18 protein-coding genes, 1 pseudogene and 1 CRISPR repeat array are annotated in these 24,079 nt (G+C 59.7%); of the genes and pseudogenes, 5 read left to right on the forward strand and 14 right to left on the reverse strand.

Annotated elements, in window-relative coordinates:
* The coding region (locus BJP06_RS11090) for an integrase core domain-containing protein (RefSeq protein WP_143110631.1) at nt 1–497 on the forward strand (497 nt) is incomplete at its 5' end.
* A gap of 388 nt (nt 498–885) precedes the next feature.
* Nucleotides 886–2,619, forward strand: a complete 1,734-nt coding sequence (locus tag BJP06_RS11095) for an ATP-binding protein (RefSeq protein WP_071573887.1) — start codon at nt 886–888, stop codon at nt 2,617–2,619.
* A 404-nt stretch (nt 2,620–3,023) separates the two neighbouring features.
* On the opposite strand, the gene BJP06_RS11100 is transcribed toward BJP06_RS11095, so the two are convergent.
* The 8 genes from BJP06_RS11100 to BJP06_RS11135 form a co-directional block, all read right to left on the reverse strand.
* A complete protein-coding gene (locus tag BJP06_RS11100; protein WP_071573888.1) occupies nt 3,024–4,073 on the reverse strand; it encodes an LLM class flavin-dependent oxidoreductase in 1,050 nt (349 codons plus the stop codon).
* Nucleotides 4,070–4,687 carry an NADPH-dependent F420 reductase gene (locus BJP06_RS11105; RefSeq protein WP_071573889.1) on the reverse strand — a complete coding sequence of 206 codons (618 nt, stop codon included), beginning with the start codon at nt 4,685–4,687 and terminating at the stop codon, nt 4,070–4,072. The genes BJP06_RS11100 and BJP06_RS11105 overlap by 4 nt, the downstream gene beginning before the upstream one ends.
* Nucleotides 4,688–5,042: 355 nt before the next feature.
* Nucleotides 5,043–5,627, reverse strand: a complete 585-nt coding sequence (locus BJP06_RS11110; RefSeq protein ID WP_071573890.1) for a PIN domain-containing protein — start codon at nt 5,625–5,627, stop codon at nt 5,043–5,045.
* On the reverse strand, nt 5,624–6,034 hold the full coding sequence (locus tag BJP06_RS11115) for a helix-turn-helix domain-containing protein (RefSeq protein ID WP_070361684.1): 411 nt from the start codon (nt 6,032–6,034) through the stop codon (nt 5,624–5,626). Before BJP06_RS11115 ends, BJP06_RS11110 begins: the two co-directional genes overlap by 4 nt.
* Nucleotides 6,035–6,104: 70 nt before the next feature.
* Nucleotides 6,105–7,466, reverse strand: coding sequence for an amino acid permease (locus BJP06_RS11120; RefSeq protein WP_071573891.1), 1,362 nt, complete (start codon nt 7,464–7,466; stop codon nt 6,105–6,107).
* A 153-nt stretch (nt 7,467–7,619) separates the two neighbouring features.
* Nucleotides 7,620–8,807 (reverse strand): type II toxin-antitoxin system HipA family toxin, encoded by a 1,188-nt coding sequence (locus BJP06_RS11125; RefSeq protein WP_071573892.1) that lies wholly within the window; start codon nt 8,805–8,807, stop codon nt 7,620–7,622.
* Nucleotides 8,804–9,028 carry a helix-turn-helix domain-containing protein gene (locus BJP06_RS11130; RefSeq protein WP_070361682.1) on the reverse strand — a complete coding sequence of 75 codons (225 nt, stop codon included), beginning with the start codon at nt 9,026–9,028 and terminating at the stop codon, nt 8,804–8,806. Before BJP06_RS11130 ends, BJP06_RS11125 begins: the two co-directional genes overlap by 4 nt.
* A gap of 313 nt (nt 9,029–9,341) precedes the next feature.
* On the reverse strand, nt 9,342–9,857 hold the full coding sequence (locus BJP06_RS11135; RefSeq protein ID WP_071573893.1) for a GNAT family N-acetyltransferase: 516 nt from the start codon (nt 9,855–9,857) through the stop codon (nt 9,342–9,344).
* Between the two features lie 286 nt (nt 9,858–10,143).
* Here BJP06_RS11135 and BJP06_RS11140 point away from each other — a divergent pair, with 286 nt between their 5' ends.
* The gene (locus BJP06_RS11140; RefSeq protein ID WP_071573894.1) at nt 10,144–10,575 is read left to right on the forward strand and encodes a DUF488 family protein; all 432 of its coding nucleotides are present in this window, start codon (nt 10,144–10,146) and stop codon (nt 10,573–10,575) included.
* Nucleotides 10,576–10,589: 14 nt separating this feature from the next.
* Here the strand turns inward: BJP06_RS11140 and BJP06_RS11145 are convergent, their stop codons facing one another.
* Nucleotides 10,590–11,021 carry a cupin domain-containing protein gene (locus tag BJP06_RS11145; protein ID WP_255365852.1) on the reverse strand — a complete coding sequence of 144 codons (432 nt, stop codon included), beginning with the start codon at nt 11,019–11,021 and terminating at the stop codon, nt 10,590–10,592.
* A 396-nt stretch (nt 11,022–11,417) separates the two neighbouring features.
* Between BJP06_RS11145 and BJP06_RS12175 the strand changes: the two genes are divergently transcribed.
* Nucleotides 11,418–11,582 carry a hypothetical protein gene (locus BJP06_RS12175; protein ID WP_177224308.1) on the forward strand — a complete coding sequence of 55 codons (165 nt, stop codon included), beginning with the start codon at nt 11,418–11,420 and terminating at the stop codon, nt 11,580–11,582.
* Nucleotides 11,583–11,715: 133 nt separating this feature from the next.
* On the opposite strand, the gene BJP06_RS11155 is transcribed toward BJP06_RS12175, so the two are convergent.
* The 5 genes from BJP06_RS11155 to BJP06_RS11175 form a co-directional block, all read right to left on the reverse strand.
* Nucleotides 11,716–13,698 (reverse strand): hypothetical protein, encoded by a 1,983-nt coding sequence (locus BJP06_RS11155; protein WP_071573896.1) that lies wholly within the window; start codon nt 13,696–13,698, stop codon nt 11,716–11,718.
* Nucleotides 13,699–14,289: 591 nt separating this feature from the next.
* Nucleotides 14,290–16,203: direct repeats of the CRISPR family, unit length 24 nt; unit sequence CACCCCCGCGCATGCGGGGAAGAC.
* A 115-nt stretch (nt 16,204–16,318) separates the two neighbouring features.
* A complete protein-coding gene (cas3u, locus tag BJP06_RS11160) occupies nt 16,319–19,681 on the reverse strand; it encodes a type I-U CRISPR-associated helicase/endonuclease Cas3 (RefSeq protein WP_071573897.1) in 3,363 nt (1,120 codons plus the stop codon).
* Nucleotides 19,678–20,928: a type I-U CRISPR-associated protein Csb2 gene (gene csb2, locus BJP06_RS11165; protein WP_071573898.1), complete on the reverse strand. Its 1,251-nt coding sequence runs from the start codon at nt 20,926–20,928 to the stop codon at nt 19,678–19,680. The genes cas3u and csb2 overlap by 4 nt, the downstream gene beginning before the upstream one ends.
* Nucleotides 20,928–22,238, reverse strand: coding sequence for a type I-U CRISPR-associated RAMP protein Csb1/Cas7u (gene cas7u, locus BJP06_RS11170; RefSeq protein WP_071573899.1), 1,311 nt, complete (start codon nt 22,236–22,238; stop codon nt 20,928–20,930). Before cas7u ends, csb2 begins: the two co-directional genes overlap by 1 nt.
* 33 nt (nt 22,239–22,271) lie before the next feature.
* Nucleotides 22,272–22,904 carry a type I-E CRISPR-associated protein Cas6/Cse3/CasE gene (locus BJP06_RS11175; RefSeq protein WP_177224309.1) on the reverse strand — a complete coding sequence of 211 codons (633 nt, stop codon included), beginning with the start codon at nt 22,902–22,904 and terminating at the stop codon, nt 22,272–22,274.
* Nucleotides 22,905–23,083: 179 nt separating this feature from the next.
* Between BJP06_RS11175 and BJP06_RS11180 the strand changes: the two are divergent.
* Nucleotides 23,084–23,953, forward strand: a pseudogene (locus BJP06_RS11180) (DEAD/DEAH box helicase); the annotation flags it as partial.
* Nucleotides 23,954–24,079: the final 126 nt, after the last annotated feature.

Here is a 24,079-nt window from a genome sequence, read left to right on the forward strand (position 1 = left end):
CACGACATATGTTTGAAGAAATCTTTGCCGCACACCCTGATGTCGACACGGTGCACTCCGATAACGGGGCAGCGATGACCAGTCGCAGCCTTGGCAAACTCTTCGATGCCCACCAGGTCAAACGCTCGTTCAGTAGACCATCGATTAGCAACGATAATCCGCATATGGAGTCGTTGTTTCACACCATGAAAGGTATGGCCTACTACCCGAAGGCCTTTGCCAGCATCAAACATGCAGCAGGCTGGGTTGATGAGTTTACAACGTTGTATAACCAACGGCCCCACAGTGGGATTAATGGCTACACACCGCAAAGCGTGCTAGACGGCACATGGCAAAAGCTGGAGGCCAACCGGCGAAGTGCCGTCGAGCAAGCACTTGCTGATGGGGTAATTACCGCGCGACCGAAAACACCGATTGGGTTGCCTGAGAAAGTCACGATTATCCGCACAACAACTAAGACAGCGCCGATACCACGTGCATTGATGATGCATTGTTAACCATGAATCTGGCCCACAACCACTTGACACAGAGCGTTCGGTTTTGGAAACGGCTGTTTTCCCAGGTCGTGAATTTTCGGGTGCGTCCTTTGGCACTGGCTCCGCTGGCGAAAGGGTTTCTGGCAATTAGCTGTGCACCAGAACCCGGGTTTTTGGCGGGGCGGGAGGGCAAAAGGCCAGGTCGCTGATTGCGCGAGGTGGAATTTGGTGCACCCGGCGCCCTCACGCCGAAAGATATAGAAAGAGATAGAAAGATATCGAAACAAATCGCTGACCTGCACAAATAACATTTCAGCGGGGCTTCCAGGCTCCCTATATCTTTCCGATATCTTTCAACTTCCAAAATTGGCTCTGAAAAGAATTACCTGGGGAATGTACAATCTGCCACATGGTCACGGAATCAGCTTGGGACGCGCTCCCCTCGTATGTTCGTTTAGCGCTGGAGGCGATTCATGATGGGGCGACGGCGGACTCGCAAGAGTCGCTGATTTTGGAGTTCAAGGAGGATCCCACTGCTCGTGAGGGGAAGGGCGGGAGGGCGAAGCTCGTCGAGAAGCTGTTGAATGAGGCTATTTGTATGGCCAACAGCGAGGCGGCGACGGGACACATTGTTGTCGGCGTTGCGGACCGGACTCCTGGCGCGGGCGCATTCACTGGCACTGAGCTGGGCGAGGAGGACATTGCCCGGCGGATCTTCAATGGCACGAAGCCGAACATGAATGTGCAGGTGACAGCGGTGCATGCGTGGGGTGCTCGGCTTGTAGTGATTCACGTGCCGGAAGCTCGTGCGCTGTACACGCGGGGTGATGGTGCGGCGAAAAGGCGGACGGCGGACTCGCAGTTCTCGTGCCAGCCGATGACAGAGGAGCTACGCCGGGCGATTGATGCGGCACGGCGAGACCCTGACTATTCGAACGATCCGGCCGACATCACCGTCGATGACCTGGAGCTTCCTGTCGTTGAGGAGGCGCGGAGGATGCTGCGGGAGCATCGTCGGTCGCGGGGCTCGGACGCGGCGGTCCCGCAGACCACCACCGGCCTACTTCGGGAACTCGGACTCATGCGTGACGACGGCCAACTCAAGCGCGCAGCCGAAATCCTGCTTGCCCAGCCAAAACCGACAGACGTGATGGTCCGCCACCTGTGGCGCAGCATCCCCGGGCAGGAGCCTCAGGCCACGCTCATTTCGGACCCTCTGCTGCTGGCGTTGCCGCGTTTGCGCCGGCTGATTGCGGAAAATGGTGATCGCGAAATTGAGCGCGTGCAGTTTGAGGATGGTGAGGAAGTCGCCATCAGTAGGTTCCCGTCGCAAGCAGTCGATGAGGCCGTCTCCAACGCGTTCATTCACCGCGACTGGCACCTGCCCGGCCCGGTCGTGGTCGAGCAAACGAACCGCACGCTCAAGATCACTTCTCCGGGACCTCTCCCACCAGGAGTAACGGTTGATACATTATTATCGACGCCCTCAGTGCCACGGAACAACCGGCTCATGGCGGCGATGCGGACCCTTGGCCTCGCCGAGGAAAGCTCGCGCGGTTTCGACCGCATGTGGGCCACCATGATCCGCACCGGCCGCAGCGCCCCGGAGGTAACCGCCACCGAGGCAAATGTGCAGGTGGTTCTGGCAGCGCAGCAGCCAGATACCAACTTCATCAAGGGCTTGCGGAAGCTTTCGGAGCGTTTCGGCGAGGAGGTCGTCGATAGTGTTGCGGCGCTGATCGTACTCTGGCACCTGAACTCCGCGCCACTCATTACAGCAACAACGGCTGCACAGAAAACCCAGCTCAGCTCCCTCGAAGTACATGAGCTTATGGACGACCTCGTCGCCCGCAGCCTTCTCGACCCCGTCACCGACGCCGACGAGTGGACCCTCAGCGGTGAAGCCCGGAAACTCCTCAACCTGGGACAACCCGGCGACCTGGCCACCGTGAGCGTCCAGGAATGGATCGAGGCCAAACTCCACGACGGTGCCGCACTCCAATCCGCCGACATCGCCGACCAGACCGGTGTCAGCGTCGCCGAAGCAGGCCGGATCCTTCGACACTTGCGCAGCCTCGGGCGTGCAAAGATCGACCCGGATGGTCCCCCGCGCGGCCGCGGTACCCGTTGGATCCAGGCATAAAGAGATAGAAAGATATCGAAACAAATCGCTGACCTGCACAAATAACATTTCGGCAAAGCTTCCAGCCCCCGATATCTTTCCGATATCTTTCTGGCACGGAAATTGGCTCCGGAAAGAATTACCTGGGGGTTTTCCGCGTTCGTTTTTGAAAACATGTGTTTTCCCAGGTCGCAAATTTTCGGATGCGTCTTTTGTCACTGGCTCCGCTGACACAAGGGTTTCTGTCAGTTAGCTGTGCACCAGAACCCTGGTTTACGGCGGACCGTGCGGGTAAAAGGCCAGTTCGCAACCGGTCGGCAATGGAATTTGGTGCGGCACAGTCGAGGTGATCCTCCCGCGGTAGGTGCCGTACGCGACGTTGAAACCGCGTCGCAATCCGGGGCCGGTGGCGCGTGGCTAGGGTGCTAGGCGTCGGCAAGCATGTCGCGTACCAGGGGCACGACTTTCGTCCCGTAGAGCTCCACCGAACGCATGCGGGCAGCGTGGGGGATGTATCCAACGGTGGAGTACACCATGTCGTATCGGCCCAGGTCAAGCGTGCGAACCGTATTGGCGATCTTCACCGCCACCGTCTCCGGCGAACCCACCGTGAGCGCGCCGCGGCTGATCTCCGACTCGAAGCGGCTGCGGGTCAGCGGCGGCCACCCACGCGTCTTCCCGATGCGGTGCTGGGCCGCCGCGTACTCCTCAAAGATGAGTTCCTTGGCTTCCTCGTCAGTGTCGGCGACGAAGCCGGGGGAGTGCACGCCCACGGGGTGCGCGGTGGTTCCGAACTGCGCCGAGGCCTGCTTGTACAGATCCACGTACGGCTTGAACCGGACGGGTGCGCCGCCGATGATCGCGAGCATCAGGCCGAACCCGTACTTGGCGGTGCGCACGACGGACTCCGGCGAACCGCCGACGCCGACCCAGGTAGTCAGGCCATGTTCGGTTTTCGGGTAGAGGTCCGCGTTATTGAGCGCGGCTCGGGTCTGGCCGGACCAGGTCACCGGCTCCTCCTTCACCACCTCGGCCCACAGGCCGAGCTTCTCTTCGAAGAGCTGGTTGTAGTCCTCGAGGTTGTAGCCGAAGAGCGGGAAGGACTCGGTGAAAGATCCGCGCCCGAGGATCACCTCTGCGCGGCCGTTCGACAACGCGTCGAGGGTGGCAAACTGCTCGAAGACGCGGACAGGGTCGTCGGAGGACAACACCGTCACCCCGGACGCCAACTTGAGGCGTTGCGTGGCGGTGGCGATGCCCGCGAGCATCGTCGGTGGGGAAGAGATGGCGTAGTCGGGCCGGTGGTGTTCGCCGACGGTGAAGGCGTCGACACCTATGGCATCGGCGAGTTTTGCTTCCTCGAGTGTCGCGCGGATCGCCTCGGCGTGCGTGAACAGCGCGCCGTCCTCCTTGCGCGGGATGTCGCCGAACGTATCTAAGCCGAACTCAATAGCTGCGGTATCTACCGTGGTCATGCCTGCTCCTTGTTATTGATCAGTGTGCGTAGCGTGTGCACGTCAACATTCGCGCCGAACGCGAGATGCCCGGGCTGCAGCGCAACCCCGGCATCGAGGGAGTGCAGGGGCAGGGGATCGAACCCAAAGTCGCGGACGAGCCCCGCCACCTTTTCGACGTCCCCTTCGCCATCCCCCGCCACCGCAATCGCCTTGCCGGTCCTGGGACCCTCATCGAGATCGTGGTAGCCCATGTGGTTGAACGCCTTCACCACGCGGGATTGCGCCAGGTGGTCCTGCACCAGCCGCGACGAGTTCGCCTCCGCGAGCTCAGGGTGGTGGCCGTCCGTCTCCCACCAGTAATTCATCGCGTCGACGACCAGCGCTCCCGCCAGAGCGTCGGCGGGCAGTTGGCGGAAGTTTCGCAGCGGCAACGCAAGGATCACGACGTCAGCAACCTTAGCGACGTCCCCTGCGGTAGCAGTCGCAGCACCCGGTACGAGCGCGCGCACGATCAGGTCGATCGCCGCCGGATCGCCCGAACCAGCAAACGTGACCTCGTGGCCTGCGGCGATAGCGTGCCTGCCCAGGACGGTACCGAGCTTGCCCGCCCCGAGGATTCCGATATGCATCATTAACCCCTCTCATTTATGTGACGTGTCAACCACTTTAACGCGTCAGCGCTGAGAGTATTCCCGGGGCTCCGGCCGGTTTGGCCGAGCCGCAATCTGTTTCCGCAGGTCGGCGACCTCCGGCGAGGGAATTTGGCGCCTAGCAAAGTGAGACACATGCCAAAATACGCAACCCTATTTGGTCCGTTCATTTATAATTCCAGGTGAGAAAAGTGCTAGATATTACACGATGTCAGATTTGGCACTCTGCGAACTCCCTGTGCACCACAATCCCTGTTTTCGAGCGAGCCGCATGCCATTTCCCCAGGTCGCAGTTTTTCGTGATGGAATGTGGTGCGCGAAACGCCGACTGCACTCGCTACCTTAAAACGTAATCAATAACCGTTGCGAAATTCGGACAGCCCGAGCGCTCTAGCATTACGGCAGTTATCGGCCGGTCCGCCGCTTTGACGCCCTTTACCTTCTCCCAATAAGCCTCGTTTTCCTGCGCTACCCTCTTACAAAGCCCTGGGAACGCCTCAAAAATGTGGCAAAAGAAATCATCCGGAGTCAGCAAGTCAAACAGAAACTGCTGTGAGTCGACATAGTCAACGAGTCCCCTGTCGCTGGTGACGACGCACTGGACGTTGCCAGCCACGGCAGCGCTGAGAACGTGATGATCATGAATGTCCGCGTACCCATAATTACCAACAACAAAACCGGAGATTTCCCATTCCGCCAACGCACCGCGAATTCGCTTGAAGCGTTTTGAAATAGCACCCTCGGGAGCGTGTGGGTTATTTCTGCGCAAATGATACTGAGCTTCGGCGATAATATCCTCGGTCCACACTGGAAAGAATGGTGGCTCGACATCTTTATCCGAGCCCAGGAAGAGAAGGAAGCACCAGTCGGTGAGAGTGCGCGAGTACCAGACGTTAGCGTCAAAAAGGACTGGAATACTCACAGGCCTTCGATCTCATTATCGAGCTCTCGAATCGCATCGAACTCGTGACGTGCGCGCGCACGGCACCGCTGCAAGTATGCGACGACGTCTTCCCTGCGAAGCCGCGTGTGTGACCCGGCTTTGAAGTAATCGATTTCGCCTTCTCGAATCCGTTTCATCAGAGTCGGCCGAGAGATCCCGAGATACTCAGCGGCCTCAGTGGTGGTGAGTATCTCGGAGGGGCGGGAAAGCGCGACGCTCTCTCCGCGCGCGACCCTGGCCAAGATGGACTCGATAAATGAGGCTAATGCAGGTGGAAACGTACCGCGCACGGCATCATGAAACGTTTCGGGGTTAGCCACGACCTGGCTGGCCTGCTGCTCGACAGCTTGAGTGACCTCAATTGCCGGATTAGTTTTCGTTGTCACAGCGCTTCACCTCCAGAGGGTTTACACTTATAACTGTAACATCCACACCATAAACGTGCAACCCGCCGTACTACGCCACCATCTGCCAGACCGTGACACAAATGATCACGATGCCCAGGCCGAACACGAAGATGGCCTCAGGCTGCTTCGCGTAGTGGCGGAAGGCGGTCGCGTGGCGGAACAGGAGCATCGGCACGATGTAGACCAGCAGCGTAATGAAAATACCGCCGACGACCGAGATCAAATCAAGGATTGACGGGTTGAAGATGGCGACAGCGACCGTCGATACGAAGACGAAGATGTAGATGCCCGCGCGGACCGCACGCGGATTCCACTTCTCCGTCGCATTCGGCGCCACCGCGCGCAACAGGTACTGCGTGCCCTCCTCCGTGCCAAGCATGTGCCCAAAGTACGACGACGCAATCGCACACAGAGCGACCACCGGGGTCACCACCGCCATGAACGGGGCATTCGTCGTGTTGGCGAAGTAGGAGAGGACCGGAATGTTCTCCTCGCGCACGGCGGCCATGCCATCTGCGCCGAGGGCGAGGGTGCAGGACCAGACGAAGAACATCGTGAAGCTGACCAGGAGGGTGCAGGTGATCAACTCAATTTTCGACACCTCCTTCTCCGTACCGGCCACATCACCGTCATGCGACTTCTGCACATCCAACGCAGACTGCGACACCGCCGCCATATGCGAAAAGGAAAACACCAGCACAGGCAGCACAAACAGCATCGCCTTCCACAGCGGCACGTCCGACTTGTACGCCATGAAGCTCTCCAGATCCCAGTACGGAATCAGGTACAGAGAGACGGCAGCGAGCGCCACGATCAGCGGATACACCAGCAGATTCGCGAACCACAGCGTCGCCTTCTTGCCGAGGGCGTACGCGCCCGTCATCACGCCGACGCAAATCGTGGCCAGCAGCCAACGGTCCACGTGCGGGCCGCCCATCTGGTTCACGATGAAACTGTCCATCGTGTTCGTCACCGAAACGCCATAAATCAGCACGATGGGATAGATCGCCAGCCAGTACATCAGCGCCGTCGCCAGGCCGCGCTTCCTCCCGGCCAGGGAGGTGATGACCTGCAGCACGTCCAGGCCCTTCACCGGCGACGCCGACACAATCCTCGAATACATCCGGTGCGAGAAAAACACCATTGGTCCAACCAGGATCGTCGCGAGGAGGAGGGGCCAGAAGCCGAAGGAGCCGGCGTCGATAGGAAGGAAGAGGATTCCGGCGCCGACCGCGGTACCGAACAACGTAATCGCCCACGACCAGGTACTACCGTCCGGAGACGGGGCTCGGCGCGTACGGCGGATCTCGCGCTTGTCCGCCGGCGTGAGGTTCTCCAGCTCGAACTCGTCAGCGGCAACCTCCTGGTGCTCGCTGCTGAAAGGTACGGGGTCCGTGGCGCGCTCGCTCATGAAATCCTCTCTCGCTCGACAATAATGTGACCCCACACACCTTAGCCGATGAATGAAATTGAGCTAACTTATCGACGGCCAGCTGCGCGGAGGCTTGGGCGGAAGGTGTCGAAAACTGTCCTTAGCGATTTTGTGAACAGAATTGCGCCTGGGCTACCAGTGAGCACGACGAGCCCGAAGCACCCGCCTCAGATCCCTGGCCCGGCGTGGATCAAAATCACAGTCCCGGATGAGGTGCTCGGCCAGATCCGCCGTGGCGGCAAGGGCTTCGTCGGCGACTTTGCGAACAACCGGCTCAGGCAACCCAATATCCTCCGCGAAGGCGAGGAACTTCTTGTAACTCAACCCAGACGTCGAGTCGCGAACGGGGAGCGCAAGGGAAGTATCGCCGTAGGGGACGGTGCTCGGGATGTCATACACCGGGGCGAGCTCGAAGCCTCTACCCGAATCCATTACGGACACATTCTTCGCATGCAGATCCCCATTGCCCGACAGCCACGCAAACGCCAACTGCTGCGCCAACCCGCGCGCCGCAACCAACGGAGCAGCAACAACGCCAAGCACCGAGGCACACACATCCTCGTAGCTCACGTTGTATTTCTCACTCGGGTAGATGCCCAGCAATTGCGCAGCATCTTCGACGGGACGTTTGTGGGGGAAGTGGCCGTCGAAACGCGAGACGGCCAAGCCTGACCTGCCTGAAGCATCGTGAACCACCTGGGCCTCCACCACGCGGCCCCGCGCCGAAGGCATTGTGCGATACGCCGCCAAGCAGGTATTTTCATTCTCGACGACCCCCGGAAACTCCGGTGGCGTAATCTTCAAAACCGCGTCGCCCCGCACCGGAAGTGCAAGCGTGCGTGCCGACGCCTTCTCCTGCACCCCCGCCAACGCATTCGCATCAAAACCGGTCGACGGATCCAACAGGTCAGCGAAATCGCCATGCCCATCCCGCACGTTCACCAGCGGTGCGACCTCGGACGGCGGCTGACCCCACGGCAGCACCCGCACATTACCAACCGTGTTGCCGCCAACGGCGAGCAGCATCGCCAGCTCATCATCCAACGACGCCTTCACGCTCCTGCGCAACGCGCTCAGACGACGCCCCTCCGGCAACAGCCCCGTAAAAAACGGGGGCAGCGCCCCCGACGAAGTCTCCACCACTTTGCCGAACGGCAACGTCGTCGCGACTATAGCGCCACCCGACTCCGCGTACCCATCAACGTAACTAAACGTATTGACGCCACCCCGACTCACAATCTGCCCCGCAAGCACATCATTCACCCACACACCAGCGGCCGGGACTTGGGTTGGTGCTTGAATCATCGGGTTTTGGATCATCGCAGCGCCTCCGGAACGTGCTGCACCGCCACCACATCCAAGCCAAGCACCGCCAGCACGGCTTCAACCTTATCCAGGCGAACCGAGCGTTTTCCCTGCTCAAACTCTCGAATGAACCGTTCCGACACCATCGACAGGTCGGCCACGTCCGCCTGTGTCAGGCGCATGGCACGGCGTTGCTCGCGAGCCTGCTCGCCGAGACTGCGGGGCGTGGGGGACATGGGGGGCCTTTCGGTGTTGTGATTCTGGAGGGGTTTCGGCCTTTTGGAGTTTCGGCACGATCATGCCGTTTTGGAGTGTAGTTTGCAGTTCTGGCGTGCGCAAGAGGCGTTTTCGGCACGATCGTGCCGGTTTGGGGCGCTGGTAGCGTGGTGGGTTCACACTGTTTTCGCGCCGGTTTCGCGCTGGTTTCGTTCCCGTCGACCTGCTCCGGTCGACCAATGCAGGTCACGGCGTTTTCGGCTATTTTGGGGCGTTTTTACCGATTTTGCGCTGACCTGGGTTGGTCGACCGTAAGAGGTCGACGGGAGCAGTTTAGGGGGCAGAGGGGGCGGGGCGTCGGTAAATGAACTCGTGGTCGCGGTGATTGCCGACCTTGAAGAAGTACTCGCCAGCCTTGGAGAAGCCGTAGCGGTGATAGAAACGCTGCGCACCAAAGTTCTGTGACCACACGCCGAGCCACGCGGTACGCGGGCCGATCCAGTCGAGGACCAGCTCGATGAGGGTGGAGCCGAGGCCGGACTGTTGGTGGTCGGCAAGGAGGTAGAGGCGTTTGAGCTCGCGGTCTTCGGGGAGGACGTCGGGGTGGGGGAGGCTGCAGGGCCCAGCGAGGGCGTAGCCCACGAGGGCGCCGTTGTCCTCGACGAGCCAGGTGGCGTGGTCGGGGTCGGCGAGGAGAGTTTTGTGTTTCTGCAGGTTGTAGGCCTCGTTGAGGAAGGCTGCGAGGTCGGCGGGGTCGTAGAGGTGGCCGAAGGTCTGCGTGAACGTGGCGATAGACAGTTCGACGAGGGCTTCGGCGTCGTCGGGCCTGGCGCGGCGGATCGTAGGCATGGGGACAGGATAGGGGAAGGGACAGGCGTCACGAGCGGAGTCGAGAATTTGTGAACAGAATTGCAGATGGGAGTAATCCGGGCTTAAGGGACATTAGGGCACAGCGGAAGACGTTTGGTGGAACAGTGGGGCGTCGATAAGCAAGAGTCCCTGCGGTACCGTGGGCTGCGTGACTGATGCACTTGCGCCCAAGCCTGAAGACCTCTCGATCGACGCGCCGTCGGAGCTGCGCGAGCAGGGCTACGACCCGGTGGCTGTGGGCAAGACTTCGTGATCTAGGAGGATTATGCGAATTTACACACTCGGGTTTTCACACAAGAGCGCGGAGGAGTTCTTCGACATTCTGCGCGAGTCCGGCGTGCGGCGCGTGGTGGATATTCGCCGCTCGAACACGAATCAGCTCGCTGGGTTTACCAAGAAGGACGACCTGCGCTACTTCCTGCGGTTCATCCTGGACATGCCGTACACGCATGAGCTGGCTCTCGCGCCGTCGGCGGATCTGATGCACGCGTACCGGCATGACGAGGTTGGCTTCGATGAGTTTTCGAAACAGCTGCGCAAGGAATACGACGCTGGGGAGGTTTCGTCGCTCGATCGGTCACTTTTTGACGACGCCGTGCTGCTTTGCTCCGAAGCAGACCCCTCCACCTGCCATCGGTTAGTTGCCGCCGAGTACCTCGCCGAAGTTTGGGACGACGTGGAGATCGTGCACCTTTAAGATTGTGTTTGGGCTTAGCTGTCTTGCTCGCCGTGGCGTTCGCCCGTAAGCATGCTGAGCAGCAAAATGTTACCCTGCGACAGGGCATCATCCGGACAGTAGACCGCGTGCGGCACGTACGCGCGCAGGTGGACAACTTCTCCCTGCTTGAGCGGGAAACGCTCGCCGCCGCACTCGAACTCGAGGGACCCGTTGAGGCACTGCACGGTGATCGGGTGGGCCGCCTTGTGATCCGGCAGCGTCTGGCCAGGGCAGAAGTTAAAGACGATGAGGTTCGCGCCGTCGCCCTGTAGCAGTCGCTTGACGCCCGGTCGCGCGTTGTCCGGCCTTGGGGCGACGGCGTTGATCGTCTGGATGCAGGTGGCGTGATCGGTCGAGTCTGCCGAGGCGGCAGCACCAAACACTTCGGGGCGGTTGACAGGTAGGTCGTCTTTTGGCTGAGACATCGTTGATCCAATCTGTGGGGTATCGGGGTGGTGGCGTCTGGGCGTTTACGCACCATGTTATCGGCTCAGTCCGCAGCGTGTGGCGTACGCAGGATGACTCGTTAGCGGGGCTGACGTTTGGTCAGTGGGTGCATCTTCTCCCCAAGCCTCATGCGGGAGAACGCAATGCTCGCGTAATTCTTTGGAATGAGGCGCTTGAACCGAACCTCTCGCCCTATGGCCGAAGCGCCAGTAATCGCAGGCGTTTCCAAAGCCAGGCGCTTGCGGTCAAAGAACTACGCAACCGAGCTACTCATCGACGCCCGCTAGTCAAAATTGAGTCAACACGACCCACCGTAGGTGATGATGGGGCCGAATCGCCCCAACTGCACTGCGATCGACCAGATTCTGCGGCGCATGCCAACGACGACATTCACCCCACCCCAAGTCATGCTGCCCACCGAAGCGATGGGCGACTCCGGCGAATTCACCGGGCGGTGGATCGTTGGCCTCACTATGTTGCATGCCGCGATTATCGACGGCACGCTCGCCCAGTGGGTGCGGAGGCTGGAGGCCTCCTGAAGTAGTTGCCTCCAGCGGAGTCGGGATTTTGTGAACAGAATTGCAGCGGGGAGTAATGGGGTTGAGGCACTACACAGTCGCTGCTCAATTCAGTTCACTAGTATCCCGTTTCCGGTTGTGGCAGGGCAGGGGGTTAGCGGTTCCGGTTCAGGAAACGCTCCGCGGCACTGCTGCCCTCAATAGCGGTGAAGGCTTTGCCAGGCTCGGAGGAGCACCAGTCGTAAAGGATGGCGGAGGCAGCAGCTAAACCGAAGATCACTGCGGCGACCGTGCCGATACGCTGTACGTTCGGGTCAGAAGCAATCTCCTGGAACCTCCGGTTCGCTTTCTCTAATTGGGCGCGGAGGGCGGCGGAGGGGTCGTCGTTACGCGGAGTGCGACCATTGCGACCGCGATCTGGCGAATCCTGCTGGAACGCTGCCTGAATATCCGCATTGATGCGTGCGAGCTGCTCATTCAGTGCACCGGCGTACGGACGGGCGAGCTCACCGCCAACCGCCGCAAGCACACCAACCGGCACCAGGTAGAACAGCGGGGACGCGATCGCGTTGGCAAAGCAATGCTCAGCGACCTTGCCCGGCGCGGTCGGGGTCGACGTTGCGGGGACGGTCGGGGTGGGCTCCTGCGGGTCCACCGGGGTGGCCGGGGTCGTGGTGACCGTGGTCGTGACGGTCTCGGTGGCCTTTTCGGTCGCTGTGGTGGTCGCCGTAGTGGTCTCGGTGGCTGTGGACGTTACGGTAGTCGGGGTGGTCTCCTTGGTGGTCACCGTGGTTGTTTCGGTGGTCGGCTCAGGGACCTTCTTCGTAACGGTGGTCGGGGTGATCTCCTTGGTGGTCACCGTGGCGGTTTCGGTGGTCGGCTCAGGGGCCTTCTCCGTCGTCGTCGCGGTCTCAGTCACCGTCGTTGGAGAGCAATCGCAGTCCGCCGTCGTCGTCGCCGTGGTGGTTGCGGTGGTAGTCGCCGTCGTAGTTGCCGTCGTAGTTACGGTGGGCGTTGGCGTCTCGGCAGGCGAGGTCGGGGCTTCCGGCGCTGAGATTTGGATCTCGGCGGTCTCACGCTTGATTGGGTTCATGATGACGCCGCCGACGTAGCTGCTATAAATATCCGACGGGTACACCTCCGTCATCGAACAATGACGCTGGTTATCGTATACGGGCTGCTCGATGACTACGCGGCTACCGCTAGGAAGGAACACCTGCCCAAGCGTTTTGTTCAGGTCGGCGCGATTGGGGTTCAATCCCCAGTCGTAAGTTTGCTGCCAAGTCGTGTTTTTATACTGCTCATTGCGCTGCTCCAACGTTCTCGGGTCCGTCAACCGTCCCTCAGCGTTGAACTCACCAGCTTTGCCGGTGACCTTCTTGCCGTCGGCGTCAAAAATGGTAATGGTGGCGTCGCCAAGCTGAACATTGGTTGGGTCGGTGACGCCGAGGAAAAGCTCAGTAAGCCAGGCGCCGTATTCACCAGCATGGAGTTCGTATTCCGTCTTGGCAATCCAGGTGCACTTGCCGTCAACTACCTGAGGCGAAACGGTACGCTTACCCGGGACAGCGTCGAAAGAGAACTCCGGATTAATCAGTGCTTGGGCAGCGCCAGAAAACTTCAAAGTCTCGCCCGCCGGAGCATCTTTCGTTGCCTTTACGGGGGCGGTGACCTGGAAGTTGCCCTTCTCGCCCATAGCGCCGCGAAGGTCTACTTCGTACGAACCTGATGGGAGTTCATTAAACCCCTGAGTCCCCAAAGACTGGCCGTTGATGTTTACTCCTGCGCGGTCGGCAAGCTCGATGCCGTCCGGCAGTGTTACCTCAACAGTGAAGCCTTGAATGTTGGATTGACCAGGTTGAGCAGCTGCGTCCCCAGCAGGAAACGGCGCCTCCGCTGTTCCCGAAATCGTTACATTAAACGTGTCGCCAGCTTTGACCCCGTCCGTCTTATCCGTTTCGACGTTCACGTCCACAGCCGGAATCTTCGCCGGGTTAGTCACATCGGGGCTCGGCTCCATTCCCGTCGTGTCTTGCTTCTCCACGTACGCGCCCGCCACCGGGCCACCCACCGCAGTAATTGACCCGCACGCAATAGCGATGGCACCACACATCGCAACTAGTTTCTTCCGGTTCATACTCAATTTCTCCACAAATCTGTACAACGCCGAACACAGGCGACTTACACGGATAACCATATCGTTTTGCACCCGGTTTTAATAGCGTTTTAATTATCGACGCCCCTCCGCACCCCGGGTTCCCAGTGCGCTCCGCGTGCTACTTCGGTCTCGTCGACCAATGCTGGTCACGGGGTTTTCGGCCGGTTCCGGGCCCCTGGGCCGATTTCGCAATTCGGCGCTTGGCCAATCGGTGGCAGTGTTTGCCCGGGTTGGTCGACCAGAGGAGGTTGAGCGGAGCGAATTTTAGGCGAGCAATGATGACGGCCGAAGTGCTACAACCTAACATCTTGCGACCGCACTCGGACCCACGTCACGCTCGGACCGCTCCCCAGCCGCAGGCAAGCTCGATGGGGACGGATCCGAGGCCGGACTGCTGGCATTCGAGGGGTGGATCGGCGAATCGGAGACATGAGGGCAGAAGGGGATTAGGCAGTGGGTGGGGGATGTGCTTCACGCACGGAGTCGGGAATTCGTGAACAGAATTGCAGATGGAGAGTAATGGGGGTAGAGAGGTCGTGGCCGGGGCAGGTTGGGAAGGTCATCCTCGACCACCCCCGCGCATGCGGGGAAGACAATCGAACCCCCGCGCCGTGACCATCCCGGCTGGGACCACCCCCGCGCATGCGGGGAAGACGCTCCGACACAAAGTACGGCTTGCCTGATTCGGGGACCACCCCCCACGCATGGAGGGAAGACACCTCGCAGCTGATCAAGGCCACCATAACCAAGGGATCACTCCCGCGCATGCGGGGAAGACATTTGGCCGGACGTTTCACGCCCGTTGGACTCGGGACCCCCCGCGTATGCGGGGAAGACGTGATCAAGGGTTGCGGCTGTTGCAGCTTGTTGGGACCACCCCCGCGTATGCGGGGAAGACCTGCGCTGCACCCTCCTGGATTGCACGCCCACGGGACCACCCCCGCGTATGCGGGGGAGACTGGCCGGGCACGCTGTTCTCCGATGACGTTGGCGGACCACCCCCGCGTATGAGGGGAAGACCTTACCCGTCTGCGTGTGGAGGGGGCGCAGTGCGGACCACCCCCGCGTATGCGGGGAAGACCAAGACGACTACGACGCGACCGTCATCGATGAGGGACCACCCCCGCGTATGCGGGGAAGACGCTTGCGCGTCTGTTTTGCGCTTAAAGCCCTGCGGACCACCCCCGCGCATGCGGGGAAGACATCTCGCCTGCGGTGGCGAGAACATTGCTTTGGGGACCACCCCCGCGCATGCGGGGAAGACTTCGCCTCGGCCAGTGCGGTATCCGCGTCTACCGGACCACCCCCGCGCATGCGGGGAAGACGCCACCAAACAGCCCGCCTACCGCGTCTGATAGGGACCACCCCCGCGCATGCGGGGAAGACGTCGTTGTCGTACAAGCCGGGGTGTGGAAAACCGGACCACCCCCGCGCATGCGGGGAAGACGTCGTTGTCGTACAAGCCGGGGTGTGGAAAACCGGACCACCCCCGCGCATGCGGGGAAGACGCCACAATGTTCGCCACCACCCCATGCCCCGCGGGACCACCCCCGCGCATGCGGGGAAGACCTCGGTTGGTTTGACATGTGCCCCCTTTGGTGGGGACCACCCCCGCGCATGCGGGGAAGACGTGATCTATCCGACTACTTCGCCTGGAACCAGGGGACCACCCCCGCGCATGCGGGGAAGACGATAGCGAGCTGTGCTGTAATCGGGTCCATTTAGGACCACCCCCGCGCATGCGGGGAAGACATTAGCGATAAGACCAATGAGGTTAAAAATTTCGGACCACCCCCGCGCATGCGGGGAAGACCGTTCATGATGTCTACCTACGGGCCATGGAACGGGACCACCCCCGCGCATGCGGGGAAGACAACGATGGGGGGAAACTTTATGGTGGCGTGGAGGGACCACCCCCGCGCATGCGGGGAAGACTGGGATGGGTCGTCGGCGCTGATGCGGCACATGGGACCACCCCCGCGCATGCGGGGAAGACCGATAATGTACTGGGTGGTGCGCTCCCAGTACGGGACCACCCCCGCGCATGCGGGGAAGACTTCCTTCATACAGTTCGAGTCCGCAAAGAGTGGGGACCACCCCCGCGCATGCGGGGAAGACGAGCGCTACCTACATCGTCGGTATGACGGTCCGGGACCACCCCCGCGCATGCGGGGAAGACAGAAGTCCGCAGCATCGTTGAGCATGTGAGCTAGGACCACCCCCGCGCATGCGGGGAAGACCTCAGTCTGGTGACCGCACGTTGCTTGATTTGGGGACCACCCCCGCGCATGCGGGGAAGACGCCGCCAGGTTCGATATGACGCAGTTGGATAAGGGACCACCCCCGCGCATGCGGGGAAGACGCCGCCAGGTTCGATATGACGCAGTTGGATAAGGGACCACCCCCGCGCATGCGGGGAAGACCCAATATCTGAGGCGGCAAACTCACGGAAGTCCGGACCACCCCCGCGCATGCGGGGAAGACGCTTACTGACCTGGAGTGATGTCACACCACCGACCATTTTAGATACGACTGCCCCGTCAGCAAGGCAGGAGCACTAGTAGTCTTAAACCGGAGCACAACCGTGACACTACGGGGATTAAGAACTGTCCATGATGGGCTCCCATACTTTGATTTGGCCAGATTGCCGGGTTGGCTGGTCGCGCCACTTGTAGATTGGCAAGGTCGAAATGGGACTCATGACGAAGTCTTGGATTTCTTCCAAAGTCGACCATTCGGTAGGCGCGGTCAGTGTCAATTGCCTATCGCGGACACCGGACCCGTTCTCGTCACCTGGCATGCCGAGTGCAACCATGCCCGCGATTGCCCAGGCCAGATGGTCTTCGGAGTATCGCCGATCCATGTCACCAGAGAAGCGATCGTCTGTGTTGACGTCGAGTCCTCCGGTCCCTTTGCCATCCACGAGGCCGATGGTGGGGTCGTAAAGTGATTGTGTTCGTTGAACGGGGTCATCGGTGACAATGGCAAAATACGGCTTTCCGTTCCCGTGGAAAATCGGGATTGAGAACAACCTCGACTCCCCATCGTCAGTGAAGGCATCGAAAAACAAAGGAGCGGCCTCCGGGCACTGTTCAAGCGCCGACTGCCGGTGTTGGAGGTACCACTTATTTCGCCCCTTCACTCGATCCTTTGCATCACTATCGCACAAAGTGCCATCCGGACTCTTGAAACCGGCCCCGACCTCTAGAGAAAAGGCCATCGAGTTATAGAGCTGCATGTCCCAAGAAGGATCAACTGTCGACGACAGTTCCACCTTGCCGTCGACCACCCTGAGTTTCGCCGAGGTATCGCCATTGCGGACGCAAGAAGCGAGCGCTCCGATGCCTGCGAGAAGCATCGTGAGGGAATACGGCCGTGGGCCTGTGAACACGTGCGTCACCGCGTACTCGGAGACATCGACGAGGGAATTGGGGTTGACATGGATGTTGAGGGACTCCCACGACTCGGCTAGTCCACTGCGTGGAGAGGCCGATGCTGCCCAATCCGCGCTCCGCAGCATCGTTTCGTAAAGGGCCACGCCCCAAGGTCCAAATTGTTCCTCGAGAAGTCGGTAGCGCAGTGAGTTCGTGTAGGTTGTGCCATCGTGCGGGCTCAGGCGCCGAGCCCAACCGTGGTGGGACAGGATCAGGTGGCGCACGAGTTCGTCCGCGAAAGAGTCACCACGAACCGCGGTCGCTGAAAGGACTTCGTGACGCCACGTCGTTTGACCGCGATCAAGCAACGACGGCATGACGCGACCGACCGGTTTCGCAACGGGTTCAGGCAGATAGTTGCCGAAACTGTGTTGGAATCCGGGGTCAACCTTGCCGGCGTCATGAAGGAGCCCGGCGCGAGAGACTGCTTCAACCATGTCGTCGGGAATACCGGAAAGCGTCGCGTATTGTTCGGCGAGCTGGGAAGTCTGCACGCTGTGGTCGGCAAGCGTGACGCGTTTGGGGGTGCGTCGCGCTGCAGCTGTGGAGTAGCGGACGCCAACGGCACGGCCGCTGAGCACAACGTCGAGGTTCTCAACGTCAACGTCGGAGAAGCGCTCCGCTATGCGTTGCAAGATGAGATCGGCTGGTTCGAGGCCAAGTTGCTCGGCAAGCATGAAGAGGTCTTGCTCATCGAGAAGCCCGATATCGAAGAAACCACGTCCCTGCTGAACACAGATCTGCATCGATTGGTCTTCCACCGGCGCTTGCAGCTTCGTAGAGAACCCCGTCTCTGGGGAGTAGCCTCCCTCGGACGCAGAGATAACCACTAGCGCATCCGGTTCCACCTGGCTGATGGACTCGGGCTGCACCCATTCTTCGCCAACACGAATACGACAGTTGATGGTGATACGCTGCGACTTCGGTTTGTCGCCACTCCTCGCCACAGTATCCGCGAACGCCGCATCCGATGACTTTCCAGAGAGAAACGCCTGCGCCTGCCCGATCGGAATAGCGATCGTTTCGTCGGGAAATACTTGCGCTTGGTCAAGTATCTCATCCAGGTTTTCACGCCACGCCAATGTGACACTAGCGCGGTCTGTCGCATCAGGTCCGAACGCCAACGCTTCCCACGGAACCTGCGCCGGAGGCCTGGTCGAAGTCAAACGAGGCAAGTACTCCTCCACCGAACAGGTACGAGGATCAGGTTCCCATGCCTCAGAGGGAACCACGAGCGTGCTTGCGTCTCCGATCAGACCGTCTTCTGCCTGTGCAAAGAGACTGTCACGCGATGCCTGCATCTGCTCGCGTCCATAAATGGATTTCGCGGCACCGTCAGGCTTTACCGGAATCACAACAGTGGACTCGCGCTGCTGGCGCAGGCCGGTACGATTCACACGCCCAAAGCGTTGCACTAGTGCAGGTAGCGACGGCAACTCCGTCACCAGTACCTCTGCATCAATGTCCACGCCGACCTCGACAGTCTGCGTTGCGACGATCACCGTGTCCGGAGTGAAATCATCCGGCAGTACCCGATCAATGGGTCGAACCGTCGAAGTCAGCAACACGACATTGGCAGAACTACGCTTCAGCTTCGTACGCAATTTCTTCGCCACATCAACAGCCCGCTTCACCGTATTCACTACGACCAAGACGCCATCGCTGTCTGGGTCTTGGGAGCGTGATTGAAATGCGGTTTCCGCAGCCGCTACCAGCTCGTCTACCGGCTTCGACGTCTCAACTAATCGGACCGGTTTCTTGATCCCCAACCGGGCCTTCGCCGCTGGAGACGGATCCTCGGCAAGAGAACCAATGAAGCAATCAGCTGACCTCAGGCTTTCAGGAATTGTCGCTCCGAGAACAACGGTCGAGCCTACGAGAGGCGAACGCGGGTACTGGCGTTGGAGTTGCTCCACCTCGCGCCACATTTTGACGGCGGCCGGGGCAAGGTGGGGTTCGTCGATAAGAATGAGGCGATCAACACCCGTAAGACCTGCATGCATGGACAGTGTGCGTGGGGAGACAGAGACGCCTCGGAACAGCGTGCGGGAAGCAAGCTGCGTTACCGTTGCCGTAATGATTTGTGCGCCCACCGGAGTAAGCCACTCACGTTCGGGGGCTTTGCCACCATGGAGCGACGTGACACGAAGCACCGGCCCCTTGTGATCTCGTGGAAGCAGCTGGCGTAGCGCGTCTCGTACCGGCGCAAGCTGCGGCTGTGTCTCGAGTCTGTTCGCGATAATGGCGCCGTGTGCAGCAGCACCATCCACTACTAAGCGGCGCTCAACTGTGAGGAAAATACGCAGCGGAAAATGGCGCGCACCTACGCCGTGCTCGGCAACGTCTTTTGCTAGCGCCCAGACGGCAATATCCAACGCCGAGGTCTTGCCGGCACCGGTTGGTGCAGCGACCTGCTCAGGCCAGCTCTTGCGCTCCCACACTTGCTGGGCGAGCTCATCTTGCCACTTGAACGGCGCGAATCCATGCACCGCCTCGTAGAACGAGGCAAATGTTGGGAAAGTGCTCATGATTGGGCCTCTTTCGCTCGATAATCGGGAAGACAGACTCCGGTGCCATGCTTAGGGTCCAGTAACAGCGGGCCGTGGACGACATCCGGGGTGCGCAAAACAAGATGCCAAGCGCGCTGCGTGGGTAACGTCGGAACATGCTGTTGCCCGGCGCGAACAGGCGCTGCAGACATCTCAAGGATTTCGGCATCGGGTACCGCGGCAAGAATCTGCTGGGTAGCGACCCACTTGTCAGGGTGGCCTATGAACGGAACCGCTGCCATCCAAACCTGCGCTGGGCGAAGCCAATAGCTCGGCTGCAGCGTGATCGCCCCTGTATTCTCGCCGAGTACTTCAGTATCGAATGACGGATCAAGAACGACTCCACCGGTGGTCACGACGCCTAGGCCTACCGCGGAGCCATCCAGGTAACGGTTGCCGGAACGGGTTAGAGGGAAGGCTGCGACGCCGCCTTCGCCACGAACCGACTTCGCGTACTTGAGCGCCTGCTCGAGGGGAAGTGGGCGTCGAAAAGCGAGGGGAACGAGCACACTGTCGTTGTTCGGAACCACTGCGGCGGGAGCATACGAAGCTGTCCGCACGCGGTGATCCACGGGAATGGTGACCCGTGCATCCTCACCGAACGTGGACGCGTAGCGATCATCGAGCCAGCTCAGAAAACCCGGTGAGAGCACACGGAGTTGCTTACCTCCCCGTGGCATCGGCGAGTAGAACTCATGCGAGTTCGCACACTCGCGGATCAAGTCAACCTTGGAGGTGCGGCCTGCGCTGATCACCACCAGGTCAGACTCGCGGCCGAAATACCCGACGTCGTTGGCGAGCTGCTGCACCAGCGCAAGCTGCTCATCGTTGATGTCGAGCTGCTCCCACACGAAGTACAGGTCCCCAGTGACCACAAAATGCCCACTGGAGCGCTTGCGAATCTTTCCACCGCGTTGCCTCATGATTCTCTGCGGACCTTCAAACACCTTTTGATTAGCTTTCTTACCGCCCGGGGTTGCGGTAATCGGCTGCATATACGTTTCTCCTGAGCCTCCTGCATACGCGGGCGGGACAACGATGAGCGGATCCGCCGCAGCGCATATCTCACTCAAAATCGCACGAGCATCTTCGACCTCCGGTAAGCGATGTGCCGCTGCAAGCAGCGCTGCGACCAACCTCGCTGGCGACGGCGGGAACACGACATGATCCTCGTGATGCCCCGAGTACATCCCCGCGACAAATTGAACGGAAAATGTCAGTGCCACTACTTCTTGCCTTTCTCAGACTTCTTCTTGCCTTTCTCAGACTTCGAAGCTTTGGACTCGTTCAGGATAGTCGTCGCTCGTGCAGCCAAAATGGCCTCCGGGTACTCGGTATAGATCGGCTCTGCGAAGCGCAGCTCCTCAGGCAGTCGGCCATATGCTGCCTGGAAACCAGCGATCGCTGCGTCCAAGTCAATGTCCCAATCCTCAGCAGTACCAGCAGCGGTGATGCGCTTGAATCCTGATGTCGACTGCACCGTGACCAGGTCACACCCTGAACGGAGGAAGTTGTCATCCTGCGTAACAAGCAACCCGAAGATTCCTAGCCAGGCCAGTACATCAGCAATCAGATGCGACGCTTCGCGGTTACCAGGCACCTTAAGGTGCCGCAGGTTGGTCAACGATACAGAGGACTGGCGCAGAATAGAACCGCACGAAAAGGCCTTTGTCGTCGGTGCGTTTGGTACAGGACCGAGACCGAACTCCGATGGGGATTGGTCGCCGCCTTCGCAAAGCTCCAGTGTCTTATCATCCCGCTGCAAATTCACTTCGGCCGAGATGCCGCCAAGTACGTCACCTTTCGTCGCGCCATACGCAATATCGTGCGCGTCATAGCCTGTCATCACCGACGAGAGCGAACGCGCCAGCTTGTGACGCCGCGGAGCGACCGACGACAGCCAGAACCCAAACAGCGCGGAGTTAGGGAAGTAGCGGAACAGCAAGTCTGCACGATCGGCTGAGGCGTTAGTGATGATCCTGTACACCTCGCTATCGCGATCTGCCCAGATCTGCTTGCCATCAATCTCGCTGTGCCTGATGTATGCATCCGCATGACGGTGAGAAGTCACCCACGTGCTCGCTTCAGCCTGGCGTAGGTCATTACGCAGCATTTCAGCGAGGAACTTCTCGTCATACGGTGCTGCATCCTTCTTCTTCAACGCCTTCGTTGCCACCTCGAGTAGCTTCTCGTCGCTGGTCTTTTCATGATCCAAGAAGATACCTGGCAGCTTTAGCCCCAAGAGATCCTCATTTTCGATGATCGCCGTTTCAATCCGCGTTGCCTCAGCACCAAGCGAATTCACAACAACCGACGGACGAAGCACGAGCGCACCAGAATCAGGGTCCTTCGCGAACTCGCGATAGCCCGATTCAGGAGTAGGTACTGGTTGCGCCTCAGAACGAGCAAATGCAGCCCCATCAGAGCTTCCAATGTAGGTCGGCGGTGCGATTGGTGCGCCACGACCAGCTGTGGGCACCATGTCCCCAACATATGTGATCGCCGCGTAGTTCTTTGAGAGGGAATCATGAGACATAAGAAGTAGTCCTTTCAGATAGTTCAAGTGGGTTTATGCGAGTGGCGAGAGCCGCAAAAGGCCGCAGCCAAAGTTTTTCGACCTGCCGAAGCCCTCGCGATACGCCCTCAGCGCCAACTCAGCGTCCGCGACTGTGACTTCAGCAGCAATATCTGCAACCGGCACCGTACGTTTCCTGATCGGCAGCCGGTACGAGCGTGCAGCATCAAGACTGGCGACCGAGAAGCCGGCCCGCTCAAGTTTTTCCACCAACCATTGCTCGAGCTTTTCGTTCGGCACGGGGACACGTTTGCCATGGATTGCCGGCCGGTTCGGAAGGTTCCAGATTTCTTCCGGTACCCACGTAGCAGGGGTGTAAGTGGTTTCAACCGTTGTCTGGAGGAGATAGCGCTTTCCAGCCTGCGGTTCGGTGTGTTCTGCGGCCACCACCGAAATATCGGCTGTCTGCTTCAACGGGATGCAGGAACTGACGAGCATCTCAGTTGGTTTCGCCATCGTCCACAGCAGGTGTGCGGACTGTCGCGGGGATTGGTGATCAAGCACTCCATCAGGAAGCAGCGCCATCAAAAGGCGGTGGCCAGCGCCGTGGTCTGTCGCGATTTTGTCGGATACTTTCGACGGCAACGTGAGCACATACCGCGCGTATATAGGGTTTTCATTTGTCATAGACCCCAATATAAAAGACGGTCCGGACATTACTGGCGGGCTGTGGAATTCTTGTTCGAACAGTGGAAAGGAATGGGCGGTGAAATCCGTAGAGTCATCCGCATTCACCCTTCACGCCCCTCTCGCTACAGTACAATGACGCAGTTACATTCAAGCGGTTTCACTACATCAGGAAATTTATGATTCAGAGCCCTGACCAGTCTGTACCGGAGAGCGTAAGCCCAGAGAACCCCGGAATCTCCTTCGGGATGCACCTCTCCAACCATCAAGCGAAGTATTTCGCGCATGAGCTTGAGCGGAGTTATGCCAACGATCATGTCGGCAAGCTTGCAGGACTGCTTTTCGACGCCCAAGTGGAACCCAAACCTCACCAGATTGAGGCAGCACTATTCGCGCTGAAGGGCAACGCGACTAGGGGAGTCGTGTTGGCCGATGAGGTCGGCCTCGGTAAGACGATCGAGGCGGGCATCGTTATTACGCAGTACTGGGCGGAGCGTAAACGTCGCATCCTGATCGTTGCGCCTGCCAGTCTTCGGCAACAGTGGAAGCAGGAGCTGTACGAGAAGTTCTTGATCCCATCCGAGCTGCTCGATGCAAAGTCCAAGACCACGCTCCTGGCTAACAAGGCGCCTGGTCAGGTCTTGATTGCTTCCTACGAGTTTGTCCAGCAGAACAAGGCCGACCTGATGCGTCCGTGGGACTTAGTCGTTGCTGACGAGGCCCACCGTCTACGCAACTTTTATAAGGGCAGGAAGCATGCCAAAGTGGCGCATTCGGTCGGTGAGGTTTTTGATGGTGCAAGCAAGGTAGTGCTGCTCACAGCAACCCCATTACAGAACCGCCTTGAAGAGATCTACGGGCTTGTCTCGATTTTTGACCCGGAGTACTTCCGGTCTATCGACGTTTTCCGTGAGCGGTATGTGAAAACAGGAAGCACCGAATTCAGCCCAGATGACCTGGCGGAGCGCGTCGGCCAGTTGACGAAGCGCACCCTACGCCGAGATGCAGAGAAGTACATCCGGTTCACTAAGCGTGACCCGTTGACGGTGGGTTAAGCGACAAAATGTGTGCTTTTTTGGATATGGATTCCAGGTCCTGCCTGGGCCTACGGCGGGACAGTGCTCGTTGAATCGGGATTCCCTGCCGTAGACCGGAAGGTCCACCACTTCAGGCGT

The organism is Corynebacterium sp. NML120713 (assembly GCF_001875735.1).
Lineage (GTDB): Bacteria > Actinomycetota > Actinomycetes > Mycobacteriales > Mycobacteriaceae > Corynebacterium > Corynebacterium pseudogenitalium.

Excerpts from the sequence above, each read along its gene's own strand:
- BJP06_RS11095 (WP_071573887.1), top strand. The coding sequence starts at position 886 with ATGGTCACGGAATCAGCTTGGGACGCGCTCCCCTCGTATGTTCGTTTA.
- BJP06_RS11100 (WP_071573888.1), bottom strand. The coding sequence starts at position 4,073 with ATGACCACGGTAGATACCGCAGCTATTGAGTTCGGCTTAGATACGTTC.
- BJP06_RS11105 (WP_071573889.1), bottom strand. The coding sequence starts at position 4,687 with ATGATGCATATCGGAATCCTCGGGGCGGGCAAGCTCGGTACCGTCCTG.
- BJP06_RS11120 (WP_071573891.1), bottom strand. The coding sequence starts at position 7,466 with ATGAGCGAGCGCGCCACGGACCCCGTACCTTTCAGCAGCGAGCACCAG.
- BJP06_RS11125 (WP_071573892.1), bottom strand. The coding sequence starts at position 8,807 with ATGATCCAAAACCCGATGATTCAAGCACCAACCCAAGTCCCGGCCGCT.
- BJP06_RS11130 (WP_070361682.1), bottom strand. The coding sequence starts at position 9,028 with ATGTCCCCCACGCCCCGCAGTCTCGGCGAGCAGGCTCGCGAGCAACGC.
- BJP06_RS11135 (WP_071573893.1), bottom strand. The coding sequence starts at position 9,857 with ATGCCTACGATCCGCCGCGCCAGGCCCGACGACGCCGAAGCCCTCGTC.
- BJP06_RS11140 (WP_071573894.1), top strand. The coding sequence starts at position 10,144 with ATGCGAATTTACACACTCGGGTTTTCACACAAGAGCGCGGAGGAGTTC.
- BJP06_RS11145 (WP_255365852.1), bottom strand. The coding sequence starts at position 11,021 with ATGTCTCAGCCAAAAGACGACCTACCTGTCAACCGCCCCGAAGTGTTT.
- BJP06_RS12175 (WP_177224308.1), top strand. The coding sequence starts at position 11,418 with ATGCCAACGACGACATTCACCCCACCCCAAGTCATGCTGCCCACCGAA.
- BJP06_RS11155 (WP_071573896.1), bottom strand. The coding sequence starts at position 13,698 with ATGAACCGGAAGAAACTAGTTGCGATGTGTGGTGCCATCGCTATTGCG.
- cas3u (WP_071573897.1), bottom strand. The coding sequence starts at position 19,681 with ATGAGCACTTTCCCAACATTTGCCTCGTTCTACGAGGCGGTGCATGGA.
- cas7u (WP_071573899.1), bottom strand. The coding sequence starts at position 22,238 with ATGTCTCATGATTCCCTCTCAAAGAACTACGCGGCGATCACATATGTT.
- BJP06_RS11175 (WP_177224309.1), bottom strand. The coding sequence starts at position 22,904 with ATGACAAATGAAAACCCTATATACGCGCGGTATGTGCTCACGTTGCCG.